Origin of the sequence: Thermoanaerobacterium thermosaccharolyticum DSM 571 (assembly GCF_000145615.1) — a bacterium.
Lineage (GTDB): Bacteria > Bacillota > Thermoanaerobacteria > Thermoanaerobacterales > Thermoanaerobacteraceae > Thermoanaerobacterium > Thermoanaerobacterium thermosaccharolyticum.
Window position 1 is genome coordinate 2,601,839 of record NC_014410.1, and the last position, 25,905, is coordinate 2,627,743.

Annotated in this window: 22 protein-coding genes and 1 riboswitch; of the genes, 4 read left to right on the forward strand and 18 right to left on the reverse strand. The window is 36.7% G+C overall.

Annotated features, from left to right (window positions below; translation table 11 throughout):
* Positions 1-52 precede the first annotated feature (52 nt).
* The 7 genes from TTHE_RS12810 to TTHE_RS12840 form a co-directional block, all read right to left on the reverse strand.
* On the reverse strand, positions 53-1,195 hold the full coding sequence (locus TTHE_RS12810; RefSeq protein ID WP_013298990.1) for a TolC family protein: 1,143 nt from the start codon (positions 1,193-1,195) through the stop codon (positions 53-55).
* 72 nt (positions 1,196-1,267) lie between these two features.
* A complete protein-coding gene (locus TTHE_RS12815) occupies positions 1,268-3,571 on the reverse strand; it encodes a copper amine oxidase N-terminal domain-containing protein (RefSeq protein ID WP_013298991.1) in 2,304 nt (767 codons plus the stop codon).
* A gap of 364 nt (positions 3,572-3,935) precedes the next feature.
* The gene (locus TTHE_RS12820; protein ID WP_013298992.1) at positions 3,936-4,523 is read right to left on the reverse strand and encodes an S-layer homology domain-containing protein; all 588 of its coding nucleotides are present in this window, start codon (positions 4,521-4,523) and stop codon (positions 3,936-3,938) included.
* Between the two features lie 14 nt (positions 4,524-4,537).
* Positions 4,538-6,019 carry a DUF4127 family protein gene (locus tag TTHE_RS12825; RefSeq protein WP_231292670.1) on the reverse strand — a complete coding sequence of 494 codons (1,482 nt, stop codon included), beginning with the start codon at positions 6,017-6,019 and terminating at the stop codon, positions 4,538-4,540.
* 173 nt (positions 6,020-6,192) lie between these two features.
* The gene (locus TTHE_RS12830) at positions 6,193-7,233 is read right to left on the reverse strand and encodes an acyltransferase (protein ID WP_013298994.1); all 1,041 of its coding nucleotides are present in this window, start codon (positions 7,231-7,233) and stop codon (positions 6,193-6,195) included.
* On the reverse strand, positions 7,233-7,667 hold the full coding sequence (gene mntA / locus TTHE_RS12835; RefSeq protein ID WP_013298995.1) for a type VII toxin-antitoxin system MntA family adenylyltransferase antitoxin: 435 nt from the start codon (positions 7,665-7,667) through the stop codon (positions 7,233-7,235). The genes TTHE_RS12830 and mntA overlap by 1 nt, the downstream gene beginning before the upstream one ends.
* 82 nt (positions 7,668-7,749) lie before the next feature.
* Complete coding sequence (locus TTHE_RS12840) at positions 7,750-9,348, reverse strand: CTP synthase (protein WP_013298996.1); 1,599 nt, start codon at positions 9,346-9,348, stop codon at positions 7,750-7,752.
* Positions 9,349-10,663: 1,315 nt separating this feature from the next.
* Here TTHE_RS12840 and TTHE_RS12845 point away from each other — a divergent pair.
* Positions 10,664-11,482 (forward strand): histidinol-phosphatase, encoded by an 819-nt coding sequence (locus TTHE_RS12845; protein ID WP_013298997.1) that lies wholly within the window; start codon positions 10,664-10,666, stop codon positions 11,480-11,482.
* A gap of 104 nt (positions 11,483-11,586) precedes the next feature.
* Here TTHE_RS12845 and TTHE_RS12850 read toward each other — a convergent pair whose 3' ends face one another.
* Both TTHE_RS12850 and TTHE_RS12855 read right to left on the reverse strand, forming a co-directional pair.
* Entirely contained in the window at positions 11,587-11,943 is a 357-nt protein-coding gene (locus TTHE_RS12850) for a nucleotidyltransferase domain-containing protein (protein WP_013298998.1), read from the reverse strand.
* Between the two features lie 89 nt (positions 11,944-12,032).
* On the reverse strand, positions 12,033-13,229 hold the full coding sequence (locus TTHE_RS12855) for an IS701 family transposase (RefSeq protein ID WP_013297420.1): 1,197 nt from the start codon (positions 13,227-13,229) through the stop codon (positions 12,033-12,035).
* 268 nt (positions 13,230-13,497) lie between these two features.
* A riboswitch (cyclic di-GMP riboswitch) is annotated at positions 13,498-13,580 on the reverse strand.
* A 141-nt stretch (positions 13,581-13,721) separates the two neighbouring features.
* On the opposite strand from TTHE_RS12855, the gene TTHE_RS12860 reads away from it, so the two are divergent.
* Entirely contained in the window at positions 13,722-14,147 is a 426-nt protein-coding gene (locus TTHE_RS12860; protein ID WP_013298999.1) for a hypothetical protein, read from the forward strand.
* Positions 14,126-14,344 (forward strand): type II toxin-antitoxin system HicA family toxin, encoded by a 219-nt coding sequence (locus TTHE_RS12865; RefSeq protein WP_013299000.1) that lies wholly within the window; start codon positions 14,126-14,128, stop codon positions 14,342-14,344. Before TTHE_RS12860 ends, TTHE_RS12865 begins: the two co-directional genes overlap by 22 nt.
* Before the next feature lie 34 nt (positions 14,345-14,378).
* Here the strand turns inward: TTHE_RS12865 and serA are convergent, their stop codons facing one another.
* The 8 genes from serA to TTHE_RS12905 form a co-directional block, all read right to left on the reverse strand.
* The gene (gene serA / locus TTHE_RS12870; protein WP_013299001.1) at positions 14,379-15,980 is read right to left on the reverse strand and encodes a phosphoglycerate dehydrogenase; all 1,602 of its coding nucleotides are present in this window, start codon (positions 15,978-15,980) and stop codon (positions 14,379-14,381) included.
* A gap of 29 nt (positions 15,981-16,009) precedes the next feature.
* A complete protein-coding gene (locus TTHE_RS12875; protein ID WP_013299002.1) occupies positions 16,010-17,095 on the reverse strand; it encodes a pyridoxal-phosphate-dependent aminotransferase family protein in 1,086 nt (361 codons plus the stop codon).
* A gap of 137 nt (positions 17,096-17,232) precedes the next feature.
* The gene (locus tag TTHE_RS12880; protein ID WP_013299003.1) at positions 17,233-18,369 is read right to left on the reverse strand and encodes a glycerate kinase; all 1,137 of its coding nucleotides are present in this window, start codon (positions 18,367-18,369) and stop codon (positions 17,233-17,235) included.
* 130 nt (positions 18,370-18,499) lie between these two features.
* Positions 18,500-19,867 (reverse strand): S41 family peptidase, encoded by a 1,368-nt coding sequence (locus TTHE_RS12885; protein ID WP_013299004.1) that lies wholly within the window; start codon positions 19,865-19,867, stop codon positions 18,500-18,502.
* Positions 19,868-19,971: 104 nt separating this feature from the next.
* Entirely contained in the window at positions 19,972-20,877 is a 906-nt protein-coding gene (gene thrB, locus TTHE_RS12890) for a homoserine kinase (protein ID WP_013299005.1), read from the reverse strand.
* The gene (thrC, locus tag TTHE_RS12895) at positions 20,870-21,925 is read right to left on the reverse strand and encodes a threonine synthase (protein ID WP_013299006.1); all 1,056 of its coding nucleotides are present in this window, start codon (positions 21,923-21,925) and stop codon (positions 20,870-20,872) included. Before thrC ends, thrB begins: the two co-directional genes overlap by 8 nt.
* Complete coding sequence (locus TTHE_RS12900; RefSeq protein WP_013299007.1) at positions 21,925-23,184, reverse strand: homoserine dehydrogenase; 1,260 nt, start codon at positions 23,182-23,184, stop codon at positions 21,925-21,927. Before TTHE_RS12900 ends, thrC begins: the two co-directional genes overlap by 1 nt.
* Before the next feature lie 36 nt (positions 23,185-23,220).
* Positions 23,221-23,661: an ACT domain-containing protein gene (locus tag TTHE_RS12905; protein WP_013299008.1), complete on the reverse strand. Its 441-nt coding sequence runs from the start codon at positions 23,659-23,661 to the stop codon at positions 23,221-23,223.
* 191 nt (positions 23,662-23,852) lie between these two features.
* Here TTHE_RS12905 and TTHE_RS12910 point away from each other — a divergent pair, with 191 nt between their 5' ends.
* On the forward strand, positions 23,853-24,776 hold the full coding sequence (locus TTHE_RS12910; protein ID WP_231292672.1) for a DUF4830 domain-containing protein: 924 nt from the start codon (positions 23,853-23,855) through the stop codon (positions 24,774-24,776).
* Positions 24,777-24,783: 7 nt separating this feature from the next.
* Here the strand turns inward: TTHE_RS12910 and TTHE_RS12915 are convergent, their stop codons facing one another.
* Complete coding sequence (locus tag TTHE_RS12915) at positions 24,784-25,563, reverse strand: MBL fold metallo-hydrolase (protein ID WP_013299010.1); 780 nt, start codon at positions 25,561-25,563, stop codon at positions 24,784-24,786.
* Positions 25,564-25,905: the final 342 nt, after the last annotated feature.

Here is a 25,905-nt window from a genome sequence, read left to right on the forward strand (position 1 = left end):
CCTAAGTAACTAACTATTTAGTTACTTAGGCTTAAAAAAATTTGAAATATATTTAATTGCTACTTGAGCTTGTAGAACTGCTGCTTGAACTAGTGCTTGACACAGCCCACGGCTTCTCAAATGCAAGCTTTAAGTATGCATGCTGACGGACAAGCTCATCTAAAGCTTCATTCGCCTGAGCTAATGCTACCTCAGCAGCAACGACATCGGCTTTTACACCCGTACCAGCACTATAATTAGCATTAGCTACCCGCAGTTTTTCCTCAGCCATTTTTTGCGCTTCTAATGCTGCATTATATCCTTCTTCTAATTGCTTAACTTGGTAATATATATCACGAGTTGCCTGCGCCATTACTTTCTTTACAGTCTCATAATCAATTTTTGCCTCTTCTAATTCTTTCTCTCTTGCATCATAAGGCGTATAAGTCCCAGATGAGTACATCATATTGAATGCCCACTGCTTTAGATCTATAGCCTGCTGCGCTTGCCAGACATTCGGTGCTTCCTCCAGCACTTGAGATACAGCAGTGTCTAAACTTGCTACTTGCAATGGTTCAAAAGACACTTCATCTGTAAGCTGTGGTCTCGCGCTCGGATCTAAACCTACAACTTGATTAAAAGCAGTGTACGCATCATCCAACGCATGTTGTGCTAAATTATAATTATTTAAAGCTTGATTGTACTGTGCTTCTGCCAAAGTCAATGTTGACTGAGCCACAGCACCAGACGCAACCCCTGCTCTCGCATTTTGAAGATTGACAAGTGCCTGCTGTTTTAATTTATCCTGAACGTCTAATTTTTCTTGTGCAACCTGTACATCCCAGTACTTCTTGCACACATCTAACTCAACTGTATCTATCTTTGCATCGTAATTTTTTAGACTTGAGCGATACGCTAAATCTGCCCGCAAAAGACCTGTCCATGTGACCTCAATCTGTGGTCCGTAGACATTGCCAGGTGCTGGTGTAAACTGAACTGCATCTTGGGCATTATCCCTTAATGACTTTGTCCTGTCGATTTCTGCGGAAGCTTTTTTGATCGTCTCATCATGAGCTAATGCCATTTTAGTAGCATCGCTTAAAGTAAGTGATGCAACAGTATTAGTTGCATTGTCATCCGCATAAGAAATGATAGGAGTAAGAAGCATAGTAAGCCCTATAACGCAGCTTACAATAATTTTATGCACTTTTCTCATGCACAACACCTCCTAACATAGATTAAATTCCCAGGCCACTACGACCTGGGAATTTTACTTTACTATGGCCTATTATTGAGCCTTTAATGTCATTGTAACTGTCTGGTTTGTAGCATCCCATTGTACTTGAGCACCGAATGCTTGTGCTATCCAACGGAATGGTACCATTACACGGCCATTTACTATTTCTGCAGGAGCATCCATTGTTACAGGTGCACCGTTGATAGTCAATGTTGTGCTACCAGGTGTCACTTGAACAACTCTGTTACCTAAGATGAATGTTGCCTTTGTTCCATCCCAGAGTACATTATCAGATGAAACGCCAAGTGCATATGCAACATATCTTGTTGGCAAGTACGTGCGACCATTCTTAACGTATGGTGCTGAATCTAATGTATTTTGAACGCCATTTACTGTGTATGTTGTTGAGTTGATTGTGAATACTGCTGTCTGATTTGTAGCGTTTGGAGCAGGTGTAACAACTGTAGCATTAGCTACTTTTGCTACATAATTATCACCTGAGAACCAAACATCTGCATATTTCCATGTATCATAATTACTATCACTTTGATAATTATCTAGATCATTAGGCACTGTTATAAGCGCTTTGCCAGCAACTTTAACTTGAATATCACCTTCGCCTACTGTTCTGTCAACATCATATTTGATGCCACTAACCTTAATTGTGCTAGCTGTATTACTATCATCTTTGAAGTATATCTCTAATGTATTGTCGTCATTTGTCAAAGATACATGATCAACTTCGATATCACCTGATGTAACAGTTACTGTTGGTTTTGCTGCAAATTTCACACCATCAGGTAAATCTAACACAACTGGGCTTGAACCATCATTTGTATCAATAGCACCATCTTTGTATTCACTTATTGTTATATCACCTGCAGCCTGAGCTGATACACCTAACTTAACATTAGTTTTATCAGCAGTTACAGTTACAGGATTAACAACTTTTGCAAGTGTTATATCTCCTGATAATCCAGCACTGCCTGATACAGTAGCTACAAGATCACCAGTTATACCACTATCAAGAGCAACACTTATATTTTCAATCTTTAGATCAGCAGGTTTATCTTTCCCAGTAGAACCTCCTTTTATCTGGAATTTAGCTGTTCTATTATCTGTTCCCTGCAAACCAACAAAATCCAACTCAACACCATTATCATCATCTACTTTGTTATTTTTTTCTTTATCAACTACTGTATCATCGATTTTAAACCATCTTGCATTTGATGGTAATGTGATGAGTATTGTACGACCTTCTATCAAACTACCTTGAATAGCTTCTTTAATCTCTATATCGCTAACACCTTGGTCATTTTGTCCTGCATAAGCCACTGTTGATGAATCTACAGCTTTTACAGTTGCACTGTAATCACCATAAGTACCAACTGTGATCTCACTTGGTGTTGCAGTATAATCACCTTTTACCTTAGCGATTATATCGCCATATTTAGCTTTATCTGTATCTGTTACATTAATGCTTGCTACAAAATCGATAGAAACTTTATCTGTCGATTTATATTTATCATCTGCTAAATTTATCTTGAGAGTATCTCCATCTACTGTAAATACAACATTGCTTATATCTCCACTACGACCTAAAGTACCATATACTATTTTTTTATCAGTTACAGTACCCCACTTAAATCCGTCTGGCAGTTCAAGCTTTAATTGATCCTTCGCATTCAATTTGCCAGATGTGCTTTCAGCGATACGTAACTCCACTGGCCCACCTGCATCTGAGAATGTATTTGTATCAATTGCTGATACTGTAATATCACCACTGCCAATTGTTGCAACCACTACACTACCACTTGTTAATTGTCCTGAAATATTTGTTATAGTAGCTTTTATATCACCACTTGCACCTGAAGGTACATTTACACTCTTAAAAGAAACAGGTATCTTTAATTCCTTATTTGTACCACTTGAAGTTAATGATAACTTAAAGCCATTGCTACTAGTTTTAACAAGCGAAAAACTAATTGGGTTACGATCATTATCATTTAAAGTACCATTATAAACGGCATCAGAAACATTATTAGGTATCTTATCAAAATTAGTATATTCTCTACCGTTAGTACCATTACTATCTGTAGGATTTCCTATTACTAAATCATAAATTTTATAGTCTGTATTTGGCAATTCAATTAATGCCTCTGATTGTGTTGCATACGGGTCTATATCTATCATAAATGTGCCCAGTTTTGTTGTAGAATCATCCGAGATGCTCGGAACTGTCAATGAAGTGTATGATGTACCTGCTGCAAATGCATTTGTCATACCCATTGGCACAAACATACTAACAAGCATCGCAAATACAAGTACAAAGCTTAACCATTTACTTTTTACCATTGTATTCCCTCCTGTAAATTTGTTATTTTTTTAAAAAATTTGTTTCTGCTGCAACTTGCAGCACGATATCATATTATGACTTTCCCGCATCCACTAACTACTTGCCACGCCAAAAAGCGGTAACGATTTTAAATATATTAAGATTGCCATGCGGGTCTGCATCCCCCCTCTTAAAGGTTTAGACTACAGAATCAAGCTTAGTATTAAGCTTATTTATAACAACACTAGAACCTCAGTCTAGTTGTTATTATAGCAAATCAAATATTTAAGGTCAATAAGTATTACCAATTTGTAATAAAACTGTAATATTCGCTTAACATTAGTGTCATTACTACAATTCGCCATAGATCATTTTACCATATTTTTATTGAACTTTCAAAAATAAAGCTCTATACATTATTACAGCAAGATTTTCCCTTGTTATGACATCATCAGCTTTGTAAGGCATATCTTTCGTAAGACCAAGCTCATCCGCTTTTTGCATGACGCCATTAGGCCACTTCAGATCTTTATAGTTAAGTGCATTTAAGATAAACCCCAATGCTTGTATGTATGTGACATTCCCCTCTGGGTTGAATAGATTATTCCCAACACCATGTGTAAATCCAAGCTTTGCAGCTAAATTTATGTCCCCCAATGCCCAATAATTTTTGGGCACATCTTTGAAAGTCGATGAGGTTGTCTTTAATTTCTCTGCTGAGCTGCTGTATCCCGTAAGTCTATTTATGAATACAGTCATCATTGCACGTGTAACAGGCTTGCCAACACCAAAAAGTCCTCCGCCTATGCCTTGTGTTATATTGAGATCTGATAGATAATTTACAGCCTCTGCATAAGGTGCATCTTGCTTGACGTCTGAAAAAGACGCAGCATATAAGGTACCTGCAAAGCAAATATTTATTACCATAGAGGCGATAATTATTGATAAAAGAAATTTTTTAAAAAACTTCACATCTTTCATCCTCCTTAGCTACCTAGTTCAACATGAGGCATGACTTCTATCTCAAACATCCTGTCCCACGGATACGTGACACTGGCTTCAATCTTTTTTATTTTCTTTCCCAATACCACTCTGCCTTCATATGTTTTTGATAGCATTTCTAATACTGGCTCCATTTTATTTGACAATTCATTATTTGATGATTCTGCCTTTATATAGTCTTTATTTATGCCATTTGCTTCAGCCCACTTATACATCTTATTTCTAACTACTGCCTGATACCCATAGTCATCAGCCATGCGTATGAAGGAAAAAGACACAAAGCTTTTTACAGCTTCATCTTTTTTGTCATGAGATATTAGCTTTTTATCAAGTATCTCTTTAATAGGCATCTCAGATATAACTGTACCTATGGCATTGCTGGGGGTATTCCATCCCGCGTACATTATATCAATCGGATCATCTTTAAGCACAGCATCAACAACATTTGCATCCGCCATATTTGTATACGCCACATCAGCTATCCCGAAAATTTGTCCTATATTTTTATATTTTTCTACGTCGCTTTTTATTCCTAAATTTTTATTTGTATGTATGTATAGTATAGATTCGCCATTACTATCCGTTTTTCCTCCTATAAAATTAATTTTTTCTTCAACGATTTTTTTAAGATCCGCTCCTTCATACGGCAGTATGACATTTTCAGGATTTGAGACGTCATAAATTACGCGAAATCTAGGTTTTTGCTTATAATACTCATTTGCAAGCCTTGCTGTTATCTCCATGCCAATCTCATCTGCTCCATGAAGCATATATACTTTATCAGATATGCCATGACTTTCTACGTATTGGCTTAGCTTCCTTGATACCATGTTTGTCATGCTGTATTGTGATGTATCGTCATTACCTATCACCAATGTCTTTATATATCCATCTTTTGTCCAATCAATAAGTTTTTGGTTTATTACATCATTTATCTCAAAAAGATTATTGTAGTTCTTTATCAAATCTGTCGGTATACCACTCTCTATCTTCTCAAGCTTTTTTACATCGCTTTCTCTATGATAAAGGTCAACGATATCTTTTAACTCCGAAAACTCCACAATTTGCTGATTGTATTTTATATATTGGTAGTCACTGAATTGTGTTGGTTTAAGCCTAGGTATTACAGAAAAGATAATTATATTTTTATCTTTATTCTTTTTTATAAAATTGTAAAGAGTCAAAAGCCTTTTTTTATAATCATTGTAGTTTTTAATATCGCGTGATGCTATAAGTCCGCCATTTATGTACTGCTGCACCGATATAACTATGGCATAAACATTATTTTGAGATACCTCTTCATTAAGCCATTTTTGAAGCCCCTCATAATCACCGGGCTTCGTATAATCATCAAGGACATTTTTGGGCGGCAAAATCAAGTTTTTGCCCCACATCTTTGTAAGTATTGAAACATTTTGTGTATTTACAGGTCTACTGTCCAATGGAACAAATATTATATCATCCAAAGCAAAACTCTTTCTAATATAGCTACAACCAGATGACAAAAGCAAAGTGCTCAGGATGAGTAAAATTGCAATTATCTTTTTTAACACGCAAATCCCTACCTATTTTTCCCTTTATTATAATATCATGAAAGAGAAATTTCAACAACTTTTATTTAACATCCAATATCATAGCATCATTTGCCTATGACAACAGTCGCAAATTTGTGCTTTTTAAGAAACTTCGCAAAGAAATACGATATTGCATAGATCATAATAAATATAAACAATATATAAATATCGTATAGATATTGATTGCCTGTATTTAAAAAGTGGTTTAGCACATCTAAAAAGAGCGGATGGGACAGATATATACCAAACGAAAGCTTACCTGTGCTTGCCAATAAACCGCTTAAAGCATGGTAATTCAATATTTTCGTCGATAGAGCGAAAAAAAACAATGATGCTAGAAGTGTAAAAGCATAATAATAAATATTGTACAGATTAGAATCTATCTGTTTATTTGCAAATGCCTTAAGTGATATATCAACAAAAAGATAGCCAAATACAATTACGGCAAAAAACAAATTAAGCAATTTTTTATCGTAATATTTTCCCCACTCACGCATATTTTCACCAATATACATACCTGCAATTATGAATGATATATATGTTATAAAAAGAAGGCTAGAATTTTGGTAATATCTACTTATGACATATTTAAACAAAAATATATCTGCTATCTGAAATATTACAATAGACATTAAAATTGTGTATCTGTTTTTGTTTATAAGCTTGTATATATAAAGCAGTACAGGAAACAAAACGTACAGTTGTACTATTATGACTATAAAATACAGATGGTAGAACATACCTCCAAAGAAGAGATTTTCTACTGTCAATATAGATTTCAAAGGCTCATTATATATTACATACAAGTAAATGCCATATATCATTGTCCAAACAATATATGGCAATAATACGTTTTTAAACCGTTTCTTGTAAAATAATTTCCAATTATCCCCATCGCTATAATTGTACATAAGAAGCATAGATGACGCAAATATAAATGCTGGGACAGCAAACTGTGAAAACCTATTTAGCACAGCAAATACGATATAAGATAAAGATGATTTGTCGAGATCAGATACAGCAATGCCTGTCGTATGTATGATAAGTACCGCTATAATGGATATACCTTTCAATACATCAATCTCGTCTATCCGTGATTTTGTCATTAATCTCTCTCCTTGATTTTTATCTCATTCAGTCCTTTCAAATAATCGTCGTAAAAAAATTTCATTGTTATTCCATAATCGCCGTAAAACTTAAAAACATTTTCTTTAAAATCAGCTAATTTTAAATAATCTCTGCAATACAATAGATCGCCTGTATAGATTACTTTATGTTTAAACTCAAGAGATGCTTTGTTCAGGTTTATTAAATCTATATCATCTGTGCCTAATATTTCTGAAAATTTTACTTCTAATGAAAGCTCATCATTAAGGCTTGGCATACGTTCATATAAAACAGCAAAATCAATGTCACTATTGTCATTTTGATATTCCGTCCCATACGATCCAAAGATATACAAAGCTAATATATTAGGATTTTCTTTTATATAATCTACAAGTAAATCAAGCTGTTTTTTGATATTTGTCAAATTTCTCATAATTATCACCATTTATTAATTTTCATTGTCATTATATCACAAAAAAGGTGCAAATCAAAAAAGGACCCGAAAGCGGATCCTTTTATTTCATCGATAATGCTGCAGTTATAAAGTCGCGGAAAAGTGGATGTGGTCTTAGTGGCCTTGATTTAAACTCTGGGTGAAATTGTGATGCAACAAAGAATGGATGATCTTTTACCTCTATTATCTCTACAAGGCGGTCATCTGGCGATAAGCCTGACAGCACAAGTCCTTTTGATGTTAGAAGCTCACGGTATTCGTTGTTAAACTCATACCTGTGCCTGTGGCGTTCATATATAAGCTCGTCTTTGTAGGCTTCGTAAGCCTTTGTGCCTTCCTTTAACTTGCAAGGGTATACGCCAAGCCTCATTGTACCACCTTTTTCATCTATATCCTTCTGCTCAGGCATAAGGTCAATAACAGGGTAAGGTGTGGCGCCGTTGAATTCTGTAGAATGGGCATCTTTTAATCCTGCTACATTTCTTGCAAATTCTATAACTGCACACTGCATGCCTAAACAAAGGCCTAAGTACGGTATCTTGTTTTCCCTGGCGTACTGGGCAGCCCTTATTTTTCCTTCTACACCTCTATCGCCAAATCCGCCGGGCACAAGGATGCCTTTTGCACCTCTTAAAAGCTCATCAACCGTATCGTCATTTACATTTTCAGAGTTTACCCACCTTATCTTGACATTGGCGTCGTTGTATATACCGGCATGTCTCAATGATTCTACAACGCTTATATACGCGTCGTGCAGCTCAACGTATTTACCGACTAAAGCTATCTCTACTTCTCTTTTTAGATTTTTCTCTTTTTCAACAAATGCTCTCCATTCTTTAAGATCAGGCTCACCTGCTGGCAGATTAAGCCTATTTATGACGTACTCATCTACTTTCTGCCTGTCAAGCTCCAATGGGACTTCATAGATGGAGTCTACATCGATATTTTCGATGACGGCATCTGGTTTTACATTGCAAAACATGCCTATTTTTTCTTTTATATCTTCTGTCAGAGGAAATTCTGTCCTGCAGACGATCATGTCAGGCTGTATGCCAATAGATCTCAATTCTTTTACGCTGTGCTGCGTCGGCTTTGTCTTAAGCTCACCGGTCTTGCCGAGATGTGGCACAAGAGTTACGTGTATAAACATGACATTGTCTTTTCCTTCTTCAACGCTTATTTGTCTTATTGCTTCCAAAAACGGCAGGCTTTCTATGTCTCCTACAGTGCCTCCAATCTCCACAATGACGCAATCCACATTCTGTTCTTTTCCTACTCGCCTTATCCTGTCTTTTATCTCATTCGTAATGTGTGGTATTACCTGAACTGTAGCTCCCAAATAATCGCCTTTTCTCTCCTTTGATATTACTGACCAGTACACCTTTCCTGTCGTTATATTGCTGCTTTTTGTAAGGTTTATGTCGATAAATCTTTCATAATGCCCCAAATCTAAATCTGTCTCTGCGCCGTCTTCTGTGACGAATACTTCGCCGTGCTGGTATGGACTCATTGTCCCCGGATCTATGTTTATATACGGATCGCATTTTATCACCGCCACACTAATTCCGCGGCTTTTTAACAGTCTTCCTAATGACGCTGCTGTTATTCCTTTCCCTAAGGATGACACAACACCGCCCGTTACAAATATATACTTCGACATCGTCTCACCTCATCTTTTATTTTAACTTATATCGAACACAAAATGCGTTTAATTAAGTGAAAGGCATTAAAAAAATCTCTATTTCTTAAAAATAGAGACTCTTATCCCTTTAATTTTTTGATGGCTTTTTAAATTTTCTTCGATAATGACTCATTCAAAACACCCCAAAAAAATAAATACTTTTTTATTATATATGAGATTTTTTTGAATGTAAAGGGGGTTGAAAAATAAAATAATGTGGTATAATATAGATAGACAAATTTAAAACCTGTAGACACTTTGCCACCTCCTTTCTTGGAGGCTATCATTATTATATCATACGTTTTTACCTGTTATTGCAATGTTTTTACTGAAAAATGTTTGAAAAATAAAATAATGTGGTATAATATAGATAGACAAATTTAAAGCCTGTGGTCACAATGCATAGAAAAAGGTGAGGACGCTACCCTCACCTTTTTCTCGACTATGTACATATCACTTTGTGTACCACTTAATTATTATCTCTAATAATTTAAGCAGTATTTCCGTGATTCTATACCAGTCTATTTGGCGGCCTCTTTTCCGCCTTTTGCTGCCTGCGGTCACAACGCTCACCTCCCTTCTTGGAGGTTACCATTATTATATCATACGTTTTCGCCTGTTATTGCAATGTTTTTACTGAAAAATGTTTGAAAAATAAAATAATGTGGTATAATATAGATAGGCAAATTTAAAACCAGTGGTCATTGTTTATAGAAAAAGGTGAGGCTGCTACCCTCACCTTTTTCTCGACTATGTACATATCACTTTGTGTACCACTTAATTATTATCTCTAATAACTTAAGCAGTATATCTGTGACCTTGTACCAGTCTATTTGGCGGTTTCTTTTCCGCCTTTTGCCGCCAGTGGTCATTGTTTCACCTCCCTTCTTGGAGGCTATCATTATTATATCATACGTTTTCGCCTGTTATTGCAATGTTTTTACTGAAAAATGTTTGAAAAATAAAATAATGTGGTATAATATAGATAGGCAAATTTAAAACCAGTGGTCATTGTTTATAGAAAAAGGTGAGGCTGCTACCCTCACCTTTTTCTCGACTATGTACATATCACTTTGTGTACCACTTAATTATTATCTCTAACAATTTAAGCAGTATATCTGTGACCTTGTACCAGTCTATTTGGCGGTTTCTTTTCCGCCTTTTGCCGCCAGTGGTCATTGTTTCACCTCCCTTCTTGGAGGCTATCATTATTATATCATACGTTTTCGTCTATTATTGCAATGTTTTTGTTTTGATATTATAATTAGTTTATCAATGTAAAGGGGGAAAATATATGCCATCAGATTATCACGTACACATAGAAAGAGGACCTTACGCAATTGATTGGCTTAAAAAGTTCGTAGATACGGCATTAGACAAAGGCCTTACAGAGATAGGCATATCAGAGCATGGATACAGATTTGATAAAGGATATGCCGCATTTGGAAGCGACGGCTTTAGAGGAGAATGGATCAAAAAATACACTGGACAGGATATTGACGAATACATATCTCTAATAGTCGAAGCAAAGTCTATGGGGCTTCCTGTAAAATTAGGCATAGAAGCAGACTATATACCAGGCAAGGAAAAAGAGCTTATGGATTTCTTAAAGCCATATCCTTGGGATTATGTGATCGGCTCCATCCACTGGATAGGTGACTGGGGCATAGATCTTGATGAGTGCCTTGATATTTGGGAGTCATGTGATGTGGACTCTGTATATTTAGAGTATTTTAATATGATTGAAAAGATGGCTGAAACAGGTATTTTTGACTTCATAGGCCATATCGATTTAGTAAAAATATTTAAGTACAGACCAACAGCCGCGGTCTATGATAAAATAGAGAAAAACATCGAGAATATAGCAAAAATAGGCGTGGCTGTAGAAGTCTCCACTGCGGGATTTAGAAAACCTGTAGGTGAAATATATCCGTCAAAAGAGATAATGTCAATGATTAAAAAGTACAATATCCCTATTCTTGTAAACTCTGATGCACATACACCGGAAGATGTGGCAAGGGATTTTGACAAGGCATATGAATACGTGAAATCTTTTGGGATTGACACACTTAATTATTTTGACAAGAGAAAGAGAATACCGTATAAAATATAAAAATAATAAGCAGGAAGATAGAAAATCTTTCTGCTTATTTTATAATTTCTCTAATACGCTTCCTTATATTATCAGCAATCTCTAATGCTTTTTTTGCATCATTCTCATTGGGCATGCCTTCGGGAAGGACAATATAAAACTTTGCCTTTCTCTATTACTTCTTTTGTGTAGAATAAATTATTAGTCTCTATAAAACGTCTTTCTTCCTCAGGCGTATATACAAAAAAATCAATAGGTACATCGGATTTTATAACTTTAGAAACGTATAATAGTCTATCTATATATCTCAAATCTGTGTTCATTATAACCACTAAATCTATATCACTCCAGGCAGTTGGCTTTCCATTAGCCATCGATCCAAATAAAATTATTTTTTCAGGATTGCACTTTTCTACAATTGCATCAACTATAATTTTCAATTCTTCTTCAAGTGAATAATCAATTAACTCTACAGCTTGCATATAATTCACCTCAAAATCAATCTTTAATTATATTACTATAGATGAGAAAAAATGATAACAAATATTACCATCAAATAGATACACTACACCTATGCTAACTGTAGTTGTTCTAAAATTTCATCAATAGGTACTTTATTATTAGCTTGCTCATATAGCCATTGAACACGCTGCTTTTGTACTTCTTTGCGAACCTTTTTTATTCCTTGTCCAAATTTGCAATATTTGTCGTCTGAAGTCGTACAATACATGTATGTCAATGATATAAGCCATAATAATCTATCTATTGATTTTGTTGAGCGTACTTGATACGTATTTAGTCCAAGATTATTCTTTGTCTGTCTAAAGAATATTTCTATAGGCCATCTTTGACTGTAGTAATTTAGAATTGTCTCGGTATCTAATTCAGTATTAGTACAAATAAATGCATGTAGAGCATTCTCATTTTTAAAAGCTTTCTCAGGCCAGCACAATACTACTACAGCATTATCTATGCCATTTAAGGCTCCTTCATAGCGATATACCCAGTAATTAGAACCGTTCACTGTAACGAGGTGAACTTCGTTCTTTTCGATATATTGGGCAAAGTCTTTTATCTGAATTCTAATGCCTTGTGGATAGATAATTCTGTTAGTTTTTAGTGCTCCTATGAGATGGTATCCTCTTTCAAAATGTGCTTCTATTACTTTTTTGTTTATGTACCATGAATCACATAGTCCATATGCTGGTCCTTTAGGTATTGGAAGCATAGATACCATTTCACATATTCTTTCGATTTTGCTTTTGCCACCTTTTTCATAGCGCTCAATGCAGCAAGGCAATACTACTTTGCCGCAGGATAGCATCATGGTAAGAAGTTGGTGTCCCCAAACTTGTTTCCCTTTTAAATGTGATTGATGGAATCCTGTTGCCTGGATAGTATGTTTAGCCTGTAACGAAGGCTTTGTCTTCTCAGCAATAGTATCATCAAAAATCACAAATATCGGCTTGTTGCTAATTTGGGATAATTCAAATATAATACGAATAACTTCTCGCCTTATAGCTTTCCATGCATACTCTATATTCCAAACACCTTGGCTTAAAAATTTGCCAAAGGTAGTTCTATGGCAATTAGCAAAGCTTAAATTAACTATGTCAGTGACAGTACCACTATAACCCTTTTGAGTGGCAGCAATTATAAATTCTACAATATGGCGAATAACAGGCTTAGAGAAATATAATGCAAAATTTAATTTCATTAAGTACTGGATTATTGATGAATTTTCTGTTATTCTTTTATTATGAGACATTTGCTCCACTCCTATGATTAATATTGTTATAGGGTAACAATATATTAATACCATAGAAGCGAGCATTTGTCTCTATTTTTTATTAAATTTTTTCATGTAAGTTTATTATGTAAATTTGTGCCAGTGAATTTTCTCATCTATAGTATATTATAACATATATAAACACATTTTTATGCTATATACGCTAAAAGGATAAGCGCAATGCTTATCCTTTTGCCGTATTTAAACCCCTTATCCCCATTTAAAAATTAAAAAACCGCAGTATAAAGATACTACGGCCGGTTGCACCACTATCTCCGCATAACCCAGGTGCCCAAATACAGGTTATACTTCATAGAATCCTATTTTATCTATTTTTATTTTATATTCGACATAAAATATAATTTTCCTGCTTTGATGTAAAAATTTTTATCCAAATTTATAAAAAAGTACATAATGTACATAATATACATAATATGATATAATGGGAGGTGACAAGGAGGAATGAATAAGATGTTCACAGTTAATGCTACAGATGTACGCAAAGAATGGGCGGATTTCATCAATTCAGTTGTTCGGGAAAAACCTAAAATTATAAAGCGTACAAGGGATTATGTCTTTGTTTCTAATATAGATATGATTAAAGAAATGCTAAAAGCTTATACATTTACAGCAAATGTTCTAAATGAAGATGATGGTACTGTAACAATTTCTTTAAATGAAATCGACATTGTTGTCAATGGCAAAGATGAAGATGAAGCCTTAAATTTGCTTGTTGATGACATGATTGAATATGCAGAAGATTTTTATAATGACTTTCAATATTGGTATTCGGCTCCCAACCGCAGAGAACATCTACCTTATGTTTTAAATATACTGCTTCAAGATAATTCTGAAGGAGTTAAAAAGCTTATTAAATGCCAACGTGGAAAGAATTAAAGCGCTTTTTAGAAAGAGACGGTTGGGAATTGTATAAGCAAACAGATCATTACTTTTATATAAAGCGCGATAATGATGGGAGTATACGACGCACAAAGGTTTCAATGGGTAGCGGTGAAATAAAAAAACATCTATGGCAGGAAATATTAAAAAAGCAATTGCAAGTTACGGAAGAATATTTTAATAGCAAGATATGATAAATCTCCCATCTGTTTGAATGGGAGATTTTTTCTATATCAAATTTTTAACTGCCTTTGCCCTCAATATGCTGTTTAGTTTGTTCAATGATTCTACTGCCTCATTAGGGATTTCCCTATCTGTGTTTACGATCATGAGTGCCGTCCCGTCATTTTTATTAGGGCTTACATGCATAGATGCAATATTTATGCCGAAATCCCCCAATACATTTCCGATATGTCCTATTACACCAGGTATATCTTTATTTCTCACAAACAGCATGTACTCAGTCGGTTCAAAGTTGACTCTATGGCCTAAATATTCTACAATCCTTATCTCATCTCCATATGTCGTCCCTGAAAACTTAAATACATTTCCTTTTGTATCCGTTACCTTTAGCGTCACAAGGCTTGAATAGTGGTCTATCTCCTCTATTTTGCCTTCTATTACTTCTATGCCCATCTCTTTTGCCCTAAGCCTAGCATTCACTATGCTTATGCCTTCTTTCAATGCAGGCCTTAAAAGCCCTTTCAATGCATGAAGCGTCACAACTTCTGTATTGTGGTGCGATATATCGCCTCTAAAAATTACCTCGACAGATGATGCAGGATCATCGTTTATCTGGTAATAAAGTGCTCCCATGGCTTCACACAGCTTCATATAAGGCTTTAACTCTCCAAATTCGTCTGCTTTTATATCTGGTAGGTTTACTATGTTTCCGTACAGTTTGCCGTTTAAAGCCGTTATTACTTCTTTTGCTACAGATATGCCTACATTGTTTTGGGCCTCTACCGTAGATGCTCCTAAATGCGGAGTCACGACTACATTTGGAAGCTCTAAAAGCTTATTGTGGAAGTCCTGTTTTTCCCTGTCGTATGATGGCTCTACTTTAAACACGTCCAGTGCTGCTGCAGCAACAATCCCTTCTTTGACTGCATTGTAAAGAGCTTCTTCATTTATAAGACCGCCTCTTGCGCAATTTACTATTCTGACGCCTTTTTTGACCTTTTTAAATTCTTCATCGCTAATTATGTCAATGGTCTCTTCTGTCTTAGGTGTATGTATCGTGATAAAATCAGATTCACTTAAGAGTTCATCAAATGAAACTTTTTTGACGCCGAACTTTTCGAAGCGGCTGTCAGGAATGTATGGATCGTAAGCAATGACCTTCATACCAAAAGCTGCAAGCCTTGTTGCAACTAAAGACCCTATCCTTCCTAATCCGATTATGCCTACAGTCTTTCCGTTTAACTCTACACCTTTAAACTTATTTCTTCTAAAATCGCCATTTATTGCACCATTGTACGCCTGTGGTATGTTTCTGGCAATAGATAGCATAAGCCCAATCGTATGCTCCGCTGCTGATATAATATTCCCCTCAGGTGTATTTACAACTATTATGCCCTTTTCTGTGGCTGCTAAAAGATCTATATTATCGACGCCATTGCCTGCTCTTCCTATGACTTTTAAATTCTTTCCCTTTGAGATAAGTTCTTTATCAACTTTTGTTACACTTCTTACGACGATTGCATCATAGTCTCCTATGATTTCTAAAAGCTCCTGCCGCGGCAAATCTAATTTAAAATCAACTTCAGCGTGATTTTTAAGGTACTCTATACCACTTTCGGCAATTCTCTCCGTCACCAATACTTTCACAACAAATCCCCCTCAAAAAATATTTAAAACTAAGATAAATCAGATAGTGCATTTTTTAGGGCATCAAATGTCAAATCCAGCATTTCATCTGTAATATATCCCATGTGTCCTATGCGTATTATTTTACCCTTCAAGTGAGCTTGGCCTCCTGTTATAAGTATTCCACGTTCTGACATGTAGTTTATTATGTCTCCTGCTTTGTACCCTTCAGGCACTTCTACTGCAGTCAAAAGATCTGACGATATGGATTCATCAGGGAAAAGTTTAAGACCTATATCTTTGATGGTTTTTCTTACCTTCTCACCGATTAAGTGCTGATTTTTGTATACTGTGTCCATACCAATATTAAGAAGCATGTCTGTAGCCTTCTTTACGGCCATAATTGTGGAAACTGCAGGTGTATATGGGTTGTCCGGTTTTTCCTTTTGCACACCTCGCCTTGCTTTTTTAAGGTCAAAATAATATTTAGGAAGATCAGATTCCTCTGCCATCTGCCATGCCCTCTCGCTTAAAGCAACAAAGCTAAGACCCGGTGGAGACATTAAGCATTTCTGAGAACACGTCACAACCGCATCAAGCCCCCATTCGTCCATCTCTAGGGGTATACCGCCCAATGAGCTTACGGCATCCACAATGACTGGCACATCATGCCTTTTTGCAACATCAGCTATTGCTTTTATGTCGTTTGTGACGCCTGTTGATGTCTCATTTTGCGTCACAATCAATGCCTTGTATTCATTCTTTTTCAATGCATCTTCTAATTTGTTCAGATCGACTGCATTGCCCCATCCAAAATCGATAATGTCTGAATCAAGTCCGTACGCCTTTGTAATATCATAGAACCTTTCTCCAAAATGTCCGATGCTTGCAACAAGAACTTTATCTCCCTTTTTAAAGAGATTTGCAACAACAGCCTCCATGCCGCCTGTACCTGATGATGTTAGCGTTAATACATCCATATTTGTTTTAAATATCTTTTTAAGATTTGAATTAAGACATGAAAAAAGTTCATAAAACTCCGGCGTCCTATGGTGATATGGCTGCAGATGACATACATCTAATACTTCCTTTGGCACCATAGTAGGCCCCGGAGTCATAAGAATTTTGTCACTCATCATCTTCACACCTTTTTAAATATTTATTTAATATGATAAACTATTAAAGAAAAAAATGCAATAGGAAAAAACATATGTCTACTATAAGTAGACATTATAGTATGTATTAGTTTATCTTATGCAAAAAATGAGATAAACTATTTAGAGTTCCTTCCTGATATGAATATGCGAATTATATCTTCTGCCCTGTCAGACATAAGCTTTTTAGCATTTATCATCGCTTCTTGAAGCGTCATAGGTTTATCTACGATGCTGAACATTGATGTGACACCTACATCATAAAGGTCTTTATAGTTTTTACCTAGACCACCTGATAGTATCAGAACAGGCTTTCCGTATTTTTTTGCTATCCTTGCTATGCCTGCTGGTGCTTTGCCGTATGCAGTTTGAAAATCTGTATTGCCTTCACCCGTTATTACAATATCACATGACTTTATCTTTTCATCTATATTTGAAGCTTCCATCACAATGTCTATTCCAGATCTTATCTTAGCATTTAAAAATGCCATTAAGGAAAAGCCCAGTCCGCCCGCCGCACCAGCACCGGGAACGTCTGAAAAGTCTTTGCCTAATGTCTCTTTTACCACACTGGCATAGTGCCTTAAATTGTCGTCAAGAATTTCCACCATCTCTTTTGTTGCACCTTTCTGTGGTCCATATACAGCAGATGCACCGTTTTCACCACAAAGAGGATTTGTTACATCAGATGCCACTATGAAAATACTTTCATATACTCTTTTATCAATACTGCTTATGTCAACTTTTTTGAGCTTGTAAAGATTTCCTCCTCCGTAAGGTATGTCTTTGCCGTCTTCATCTAAGAGCTTAACTCCTAATGCTTGAATCATTCCGGCACCACCGTCGTTTGTGGCGCTGCCGCCTAAACCTATGATGAATTTGCGGCACCCTTTATCTAATGCTTCCTTTATAAGCTGACCGACGCCGTAAGTCGTAGTTATTAAAGGATTTCTCATGTTGTCTGGCACAAGGCTTAAGCCTGACGATGCAGCCATCTCTATCACTGCAGTGCCATCATTTAATATGCCAAAAAAGCTTTTTACCGTATCCCCAAGCGGTCCTACCACTTCTGCTTCTACAACTTTTCCTCCTGATGAGAAAATCAAGGCATCAACAGTTCCTTCTCCACCATCTGCTATAGGAACTCCTACAATCTCAGCATCTATGGCTCTTCTTATCCCTTCACTTATGGCTTCTAGGACTTCCTTTGATGACAAGCTTCCTTTGAATGAATCAGGAGCAACTAATATCTTCATTCTCTCACCACCCATATGCATATTAAGACATACAAAAACGTCTTTTTAAAAATGGAGACAATTTTGCATCGTTCGTTCATGCAAAATTGTCTTCTCTCAATTATAGCGCATCATCAATTTATGATATCATCTACTGATTTAAAAGCTCAATAGCTTTATTCAACTGGGCATCATTTTTAAGTGTCAAACCATAGAAATACGAAAGGGCATCAGTGGTGCCTCTATCAAGGACGCCTGTTGCTGGTATTCCTGCGTATTTTTGAAAGCTCACAATAGCATCATACGTGTCATTTCCAAAATACCCGTTAGGCTCCCCTTTATAATACCCTAAAAGACTTAAATACGACTGAAGCAGTTTTACGTCATTTCCTGTATCACCCTTTTTTATATCTTTTGTATACACCAATTCCGGCAAAGCTACCCTGCTGTCTTTTACCTCCACATCAGGTTTAAGGCCTGTTCCGTCAATCCATCTTCCTGATGGAAGCAGGTATTTTGCAATAGTAAGTTTTATACCACTGCCATCAGAAAATGGAAATACTTCCTGGACAGTTCCTTTGCCGTATGAATTTTCACCTACCAGTATTCCTGCTTTAGTATCCTGTATGGCACCTGCTAGTATTTCAGCTGCTGACGCAGTTCCACCGTTTATAAGCACCGCCAGCTTATATTTCTGATTTTTTAAGTTTGAATAATACGTCTGGTTGTTTCCACCGTTCATAGCCACCGTCACAACAGGACCTGCCGGTACAAAGAAGTTTGCAACATCTACAGCTTCAGACAAGTATCCGCCGGGATTATCCCTTAAATCGATGACAAGTTTCTTTATATTGTTTTGATCCATATAGTCAAGGGCTTTTGCAACATTGTCTTCAGTATTTCCATTAAACTCACTTATGTCTATATAGCCTATACCGTTTATTATTTTATACGATACCGGGTTTATCTTTATGACATCCCTCGTTATCTCGTATTCGACTGTCTTCCCATTTACCAAAAAGCCTATCTTCACTTTTGTGCCTTTTTCGCCTTTGATGAGATTTGTCACGTCGTTTACGCTCATCCCTGTCACATCTTTGCCATCGACAGATACGACAATATATCCGCTTTTTACACCAGCTTTTTGCGCCGGCGAACCGTCAACCGTAGACACGACTACTATGTCGTTGTCCCTTTGTTCAACTACCATTCCAACACCTGTAAAAGTGCCTGATGTAGATTCTGTAAATGAATCCATCTCATCTTTAGTAAAATATGTACTGTATTTATCTAGTGATGATAATATGCCTTTTATGGCGCCCTCTTCCATTTGATCATATGTTATGTCTCCTGCATAGTTGTCTTTTATAAACTGCATGAGAGAACCTAAATCATCTAAATAACTGCTTATACTGTTGCTCTCCGCCGTATTCGTTGCAGCATACGTAGCTGAAGGTACGGAAAATACCAGCGACAATACGATTACAAAAGAAAGGAAAAACGATAAATACCTTCTCATAAAATAAGCCTCCTTAAGAATAATTTACCTCAATTATATCACAAAATTTTAAACATATCGCTATAAGCTGTCCTAATGCAAAATAAAGGCCTATTAATAGACCTTTATAAGATTTTAGCACCAGTATTATCGCATTTTAATTCGTAAATACGGCATTTAATATTCCTATCTTCGTAAACTTTTTTTACTGACTCTTTCACTTTGTCTGCAATGCTGATATCCGCAAGTACCATCATAGTTGGTCCTGCGCCGCTTAAAAATGACGCATATGCTCCATTATCAAGCGCTCTTTCTATTACGTAGTACATCTCAGGTATGAATTCTTTGCGGTAGACCTGATGCAACATGTCTTGTGATGCAAACTTCAATAAATCGTACCTGCCGGAAAAAAAAGATGCTGTAAGCAGCGACGCCCTTCCTACATTAAAAACGCCATTTCTAAACTCTATCATTGATGGCAGGACGCCTCTGGCTTTTGACGTTAAAAGCTCCCTGTCCGGATAGAATGCCAAAAACCTTATATTGTCATCTACTTCTTTTTTAATGTAGTAAGTCCTCTTACCATCAAACGTAGCTACATTAAAGCCACCATTTAAGGCAGGAGCCACATTGTCCGCATGGCCTTCCATTAAAGACGCCATGTCGAGAATATCATCATGGCTTAATGGATTCCCCGTGAGGACATTTGCCGCAACGAGACCGCCTATTATGGCAGATGCACTGCTTCCAAGACCGCTTCCTGTCGGTATATTGTTAGTAGTCTTTATATAGAGACCACTTACGGTTATGTTTAATTTGTCAAAAACTTTCTTGGCTGCTTTATATATGAGGTTTTTCTCATCCCGATCTATATTTAAAATGCCTTCCCCTTCAACATCAATCACAAGTCTGCTGCCTTTAAGCTCCATGTATATATCATTGTAAAGATTGAGGGCAACACCTAGTGAGTCAAATCCAGGACCTAAATTTGCCGTTGATGCCGGAACTCTCACAAGGACAGACTTATCCATATATTGCACCTTCCAATGATTTTAGATCCGCATCAACTGTCTTTACACTGCTTCCTCCGAGTTTTATAGCCGTATCAGGATCCTTTAAGCCGTTTCCTGTAAGTATGCAGACTACCGTGTCTCCTTCTTTAAATAGACCTTCTCTGTACTTTTTTATGACGCCTGCAATGGGTGCGCATGATGCAGGCTCAGCAAATATTCCTTCGCTTTTGGCAAGAAGCGAGTAAGCTTCAAGTATCTCATCATCCGTAACCTTGTCGATAAGTCCCCCTGATTCATCTCTGGCTGCTACGGCCTTTTGCCAGCTGGCGGGATTTCCGATTCTTATGGCTGTAGCTATTGTCTCAGGATGCTCAATTACTCTGTTTTCTACAATAGGAGCTGCACCTGCTGCTTGAAACCCTATCATCTTAGGAAGTTTATTTATAACGCCAGCACTGTAATACTCTTTAAATCCCATCCAGTATGCTGTTATATTCCCTGCATTGCCTACAGGAAGTGCCAGATAATCAGGAGCTTTTTTTAATGTATCGCATATTTCAAATGATGATGACTTCTGCCCTTCAAGTCTATACGGATTTATAGAATTAACGACAGTTATAGGATGCTTTTTTGATATTTCCCTCACTAAATTAAGCGCATCATCAAAGTTGCCATTTATTGCAATAACTTCTGCTCCGTATGCAATAGCCTGTGCTAGTTTGCCTAATGCAATTTTCCCCCCTGGAATCAAGACAATACATTTAAGCCCTGCCTTTGCAGCATATGCAGCCGCTGATGCAGATGTATTGCCTGTTGATGCACACACAACAGCCCGTGACCCTTCCTGCTTTGCCATGGACACAGCAACAGTCATTCCCCTATCTTTGAATGAACCTGTAGGGTTTAGCCCTTCGTATTTTAAGTATATCTTAAGCCCAGGAAGCTTTTTTGCAAGATTTAAAGCTTCTATAAGGGGCGTATTTCCTTCTTTCAACGTGATTATATTTTCATCATCTATTTTAGGCATGTGGCTTCTGTATGATTTGATTATTCCATCCCATTCCATCATTCGTCCCCCTCTACTCTTATTACACTTGCAACTTTGTCTATCTCTCTTAAATTGCCTATCTCGTCTAAGGCCTTAAATAAATTTTTAGTCAGTGCATTATGTGTAATCAAGACTATCTCTGCATACTCTCCCATAATCTCCTTCTGAACTACAGATACAAGGCTTATACCTTCTGCACCAAGCACACCTGTTATTTTGCTCATTACACCAGGTTTATCCAGCGCTACAAGCCTTATATAGTATTTGGATACAGTATCCACGATATCTTTAATCTCGGCGTCATCATATCCATTTTGAGCAGGTATGTGATTTGCCACATCAATTACGTCAGCAACGACAGCACTGGCTGTCGGCATCATCCCTGCACCTTGTCCGTAAAACATAAGCTTACCAACTGCATTGCCTTCCACCAGTATAGCATTGTAAACTCCATTTACGCCGTTTAACGGATTTTTCTTTGATATCATGACAGGATGAACCCAAGCTTCTAGCTTTCCATCATCATCAAGCCTTCCGTATGCTATTAACTTTATAGTGAATCCCAGTTCTTCTGCGTACTTAATATCCTCCTTGGAGATGGTCCTTATACCTTTTGTGTATATATCATCAGGTACCACGTATTTATTAAATGACAGCGTACAAAGGATCGCAAGCTTTCTTGCGGCATCAAATCCGTCCACATCATCAGTTGGATCAAGCTCCGCATATCCCTTTTGCTGTGCCTCTTTTAAGACACCTTCAAAGCTCATGCCTCTCATCTTCATCTCTGTCAGGATATAATTCGTTGTACCGTTTAGTATGCCTTTTATCTCGTATATCTTATTTGCAGCGAGGCAGCTTTTTAAAGGTCTAATTATCGGTATGCCTCCTCCCACAGAAGCCTCGTAAAGGAGATTTACGTTGTTTTCATCTGCAAGCTTTATAAGCTCTTTGCCGTGCTTGGCGATTACTTCTTTATTTGCCGTAACGACGTTTTTGCCTCTTATAATGGCTTCTTTCATGTACTCCAGCGCAGGGTGTTCCTTCCCCATCACCTCCACTACTACATCTATCTCTGGATCTTCTAAGATGTCGTACGGATTTATGGTTATTTTTCCCTGTGCCTCTTTGATCCTTTTCTTCTCTGGATCTTTCACAAGTATCTTTTTAATCTCTATCTTCTGGCCAATCTTCTTCTCAATGGCATCCCCATTTTCTTCTATCAGGTGGACAACACCTGAACCAACAGTTCCAAGCCCCATTAAACCTATCTTCACAGTAGAACCCTTCCTCTCCAAAATAATGTAAATAAATTACTCGCCAAGTATCTCTACCTTTCTGACACCGTGCTCTTCTTCAATCTTTTTTATTAGTTCTTCAATGCCCTTTGCCATGTACTGGGTATCTATGGATATAGAGACACTGGCAACCCCGAGGGACGGCATGCTTTGATTTATCGTAATAACATTTCCTTTCATCATGGCTATAATATCCAGTATCGACGACAGGATACCAGGTATATGCTCTAAAAGCAATGACAAAGTTATTATCTTTCCCTTAGAAAACTTGGAGTAAGGAAAGATGTAATCTTTGTACTTGTAAAACGCACTTCTGGATATGCCAACTTTCTTCACCGCTTCGTTAATCGTTTTTGCCTCTCCTGTCTCGATGAGTTCCTTTGCCATGAGAGTTTTTTTAAGTGCATCAGATAAAATCTCTTCTCTGATGATGTAAAACTTGCTTTCTTCCTTCAAAATTCCGCCCCCTTTCTTGTGTATCTATATGGAGTACATTTATCCGTGTAATGTGTACATTTTATCACAGCTTCTTGAAAAAATCAAGTGCCAAAAAATTTGGACATAAATATGCCTTAAAAAATTTATAATTTTGTAACGAATTAGCATTTAATTTGTTATATAATATAAGTAAATGTTTTAAAGGGGAGATGAAATTGAAGAACCTTTTGCTTTTGTTTTGTGTTTTATTGACAATACTTATGGCCGCCTGTTCAAGTGGCCAGTTTAACACATATAATGAAGATACAAAGTTTTTACTGAAGTATGGCTTTAGCCCTGAAAAAGAATCATCTTACTTCGATGTAACCATACCAACGGATTGGAAAATCCAAAGCACATCCATGCCTGTTGGACTTTATTGGACTGAAGTGAATTTTTTATCAAGGGATATAGGGTATAATATTGAAAAATACAAAGGTAAAACTGTAAAAGCTGTAATATACAGATTAAACGAAAAACTGCCAGGATTAGGAGAAAGCAGCAAGTACACTTATCCAGTAAATGCAGTCATCTTAAGGGATGGGGAAAATATAATAGGAGCATGGCTTGAATTTAATGGGTCAACACCTCTTTCACTTAAGAAAAATTACATCGAGACGCTTACAGAAAGGCCATGGATAGACTGGGTTATGTCCCACGGTTTCTTAAAAGAGATGGCATCACCTGTAGTAGATAAGCTTACGCCTGAAGAGCTAATATACGCATATTTTAACGGGATAAATAAAGGAGACAAAAGCCTAATATATTTAACTCTCTCTATTGATATGCTGCACGACATGCTCTACATCAATAGACCAGAAAAAACCCTTTACAATACGGATTTTGAGCAAAACAGCCTCGAGCTAAATACAAAATCGGCAACGGTATTAAGCATAGAGGAAAACAAAGGTTACACACCTGTAAAGAATAAAAATATCTATGAAAGCAAAGAGTACAAAGTGACAGTGAATCTGACATTAAAAAGCGAAGATAATACGCCTACAAGAAATGGAAGAAACACATTCTTCTTTATAATATCAAAGTCAACAAAAGATTCACCGTGGAAGATAGAATCAATAGGAACAGGGCCATAAGGCCCTTTTATATTTCCACAATGTCGCTTTCTGCATACCTTAAAGCAATATTTATTTCGTAGTCTATGCCTTCTTCTTTCAGCACATCTGTAACAGTCTTATATGCTATTTCAGGCTTGTTGTTGTTTTGGCTTAGATGTCCTAAGTAAATTTTGCCTATTGATTTAAGTTTGATAAACTTCTTTATGGCTTCTGCCGCATCTTTATTGGAAAGATGTCCATGTGGTGAAAGTATCCTTTTTTTTAATGTCCATGGATATGAGCCATTTATAAGCATGTCTACGTCATGGTTAGACTCCAACAGTACTATGTCAGAGTCCATTATGTTTGCAGCAACGCCTCTGCTTATATACCCCAAATCTGTGGCTATGGTGGCTTTATTCTGGCCGCAGAAAAATGAAAAACCCACAGGTTCCACCGCATCATGGGATTTTTTAAAAGGCCTTATTCTGACATCTCCCAATGTAAAGTCTTCACCGGTTTTGAAAAAACGCTTGTTGTCACAGTTTATCTCACCAAGAAGGTTTTCCATGGAAGCCCACGTGGCTTCATTGGCATATATGGGAATGTTGTACCTCCTTGACAATACTCCAGCCCCTTTTATGTGATCATTGTGCTCATGTGTTATCAAAATTGCGGAGATGCTGCATGGATTTACATCTATGCTTTCAAGACTTTTTTCAATCGTGCTGCCACTTAAGCCTGCATCCACCAGTATATGTACATCTTTGTATCCAATGTATGCGGCATTTCCGCTGCTACCAGATCTCAACGAACAAAACCTCATAAGATACCCAAATGTGGGGTTACCCCCTTCCAAGTTTATAAGTCCTCTAAATATTATATAACAAGTAAAATCTATTTTCTATGGCAATTTGCAGAAAGTCCCTTTTCAAGACTTATCAACATATAAAATGTGAGCAACTTTTTTCACAGCACTTAGACAGTCGTTTTTTGTCTAAATTTAGTGCATCTTTGCCTAAACTTTTTAACACAGGACTTATCCACATATGCACATTTACATGTGGATAAGTCGTAGGATAACTACAAGCGAATGGACTTAGGAATTTTCATTTGTAAAATGTATTTATTTAAAGATAATATTCCATTTTTGTTGATAATAATTATC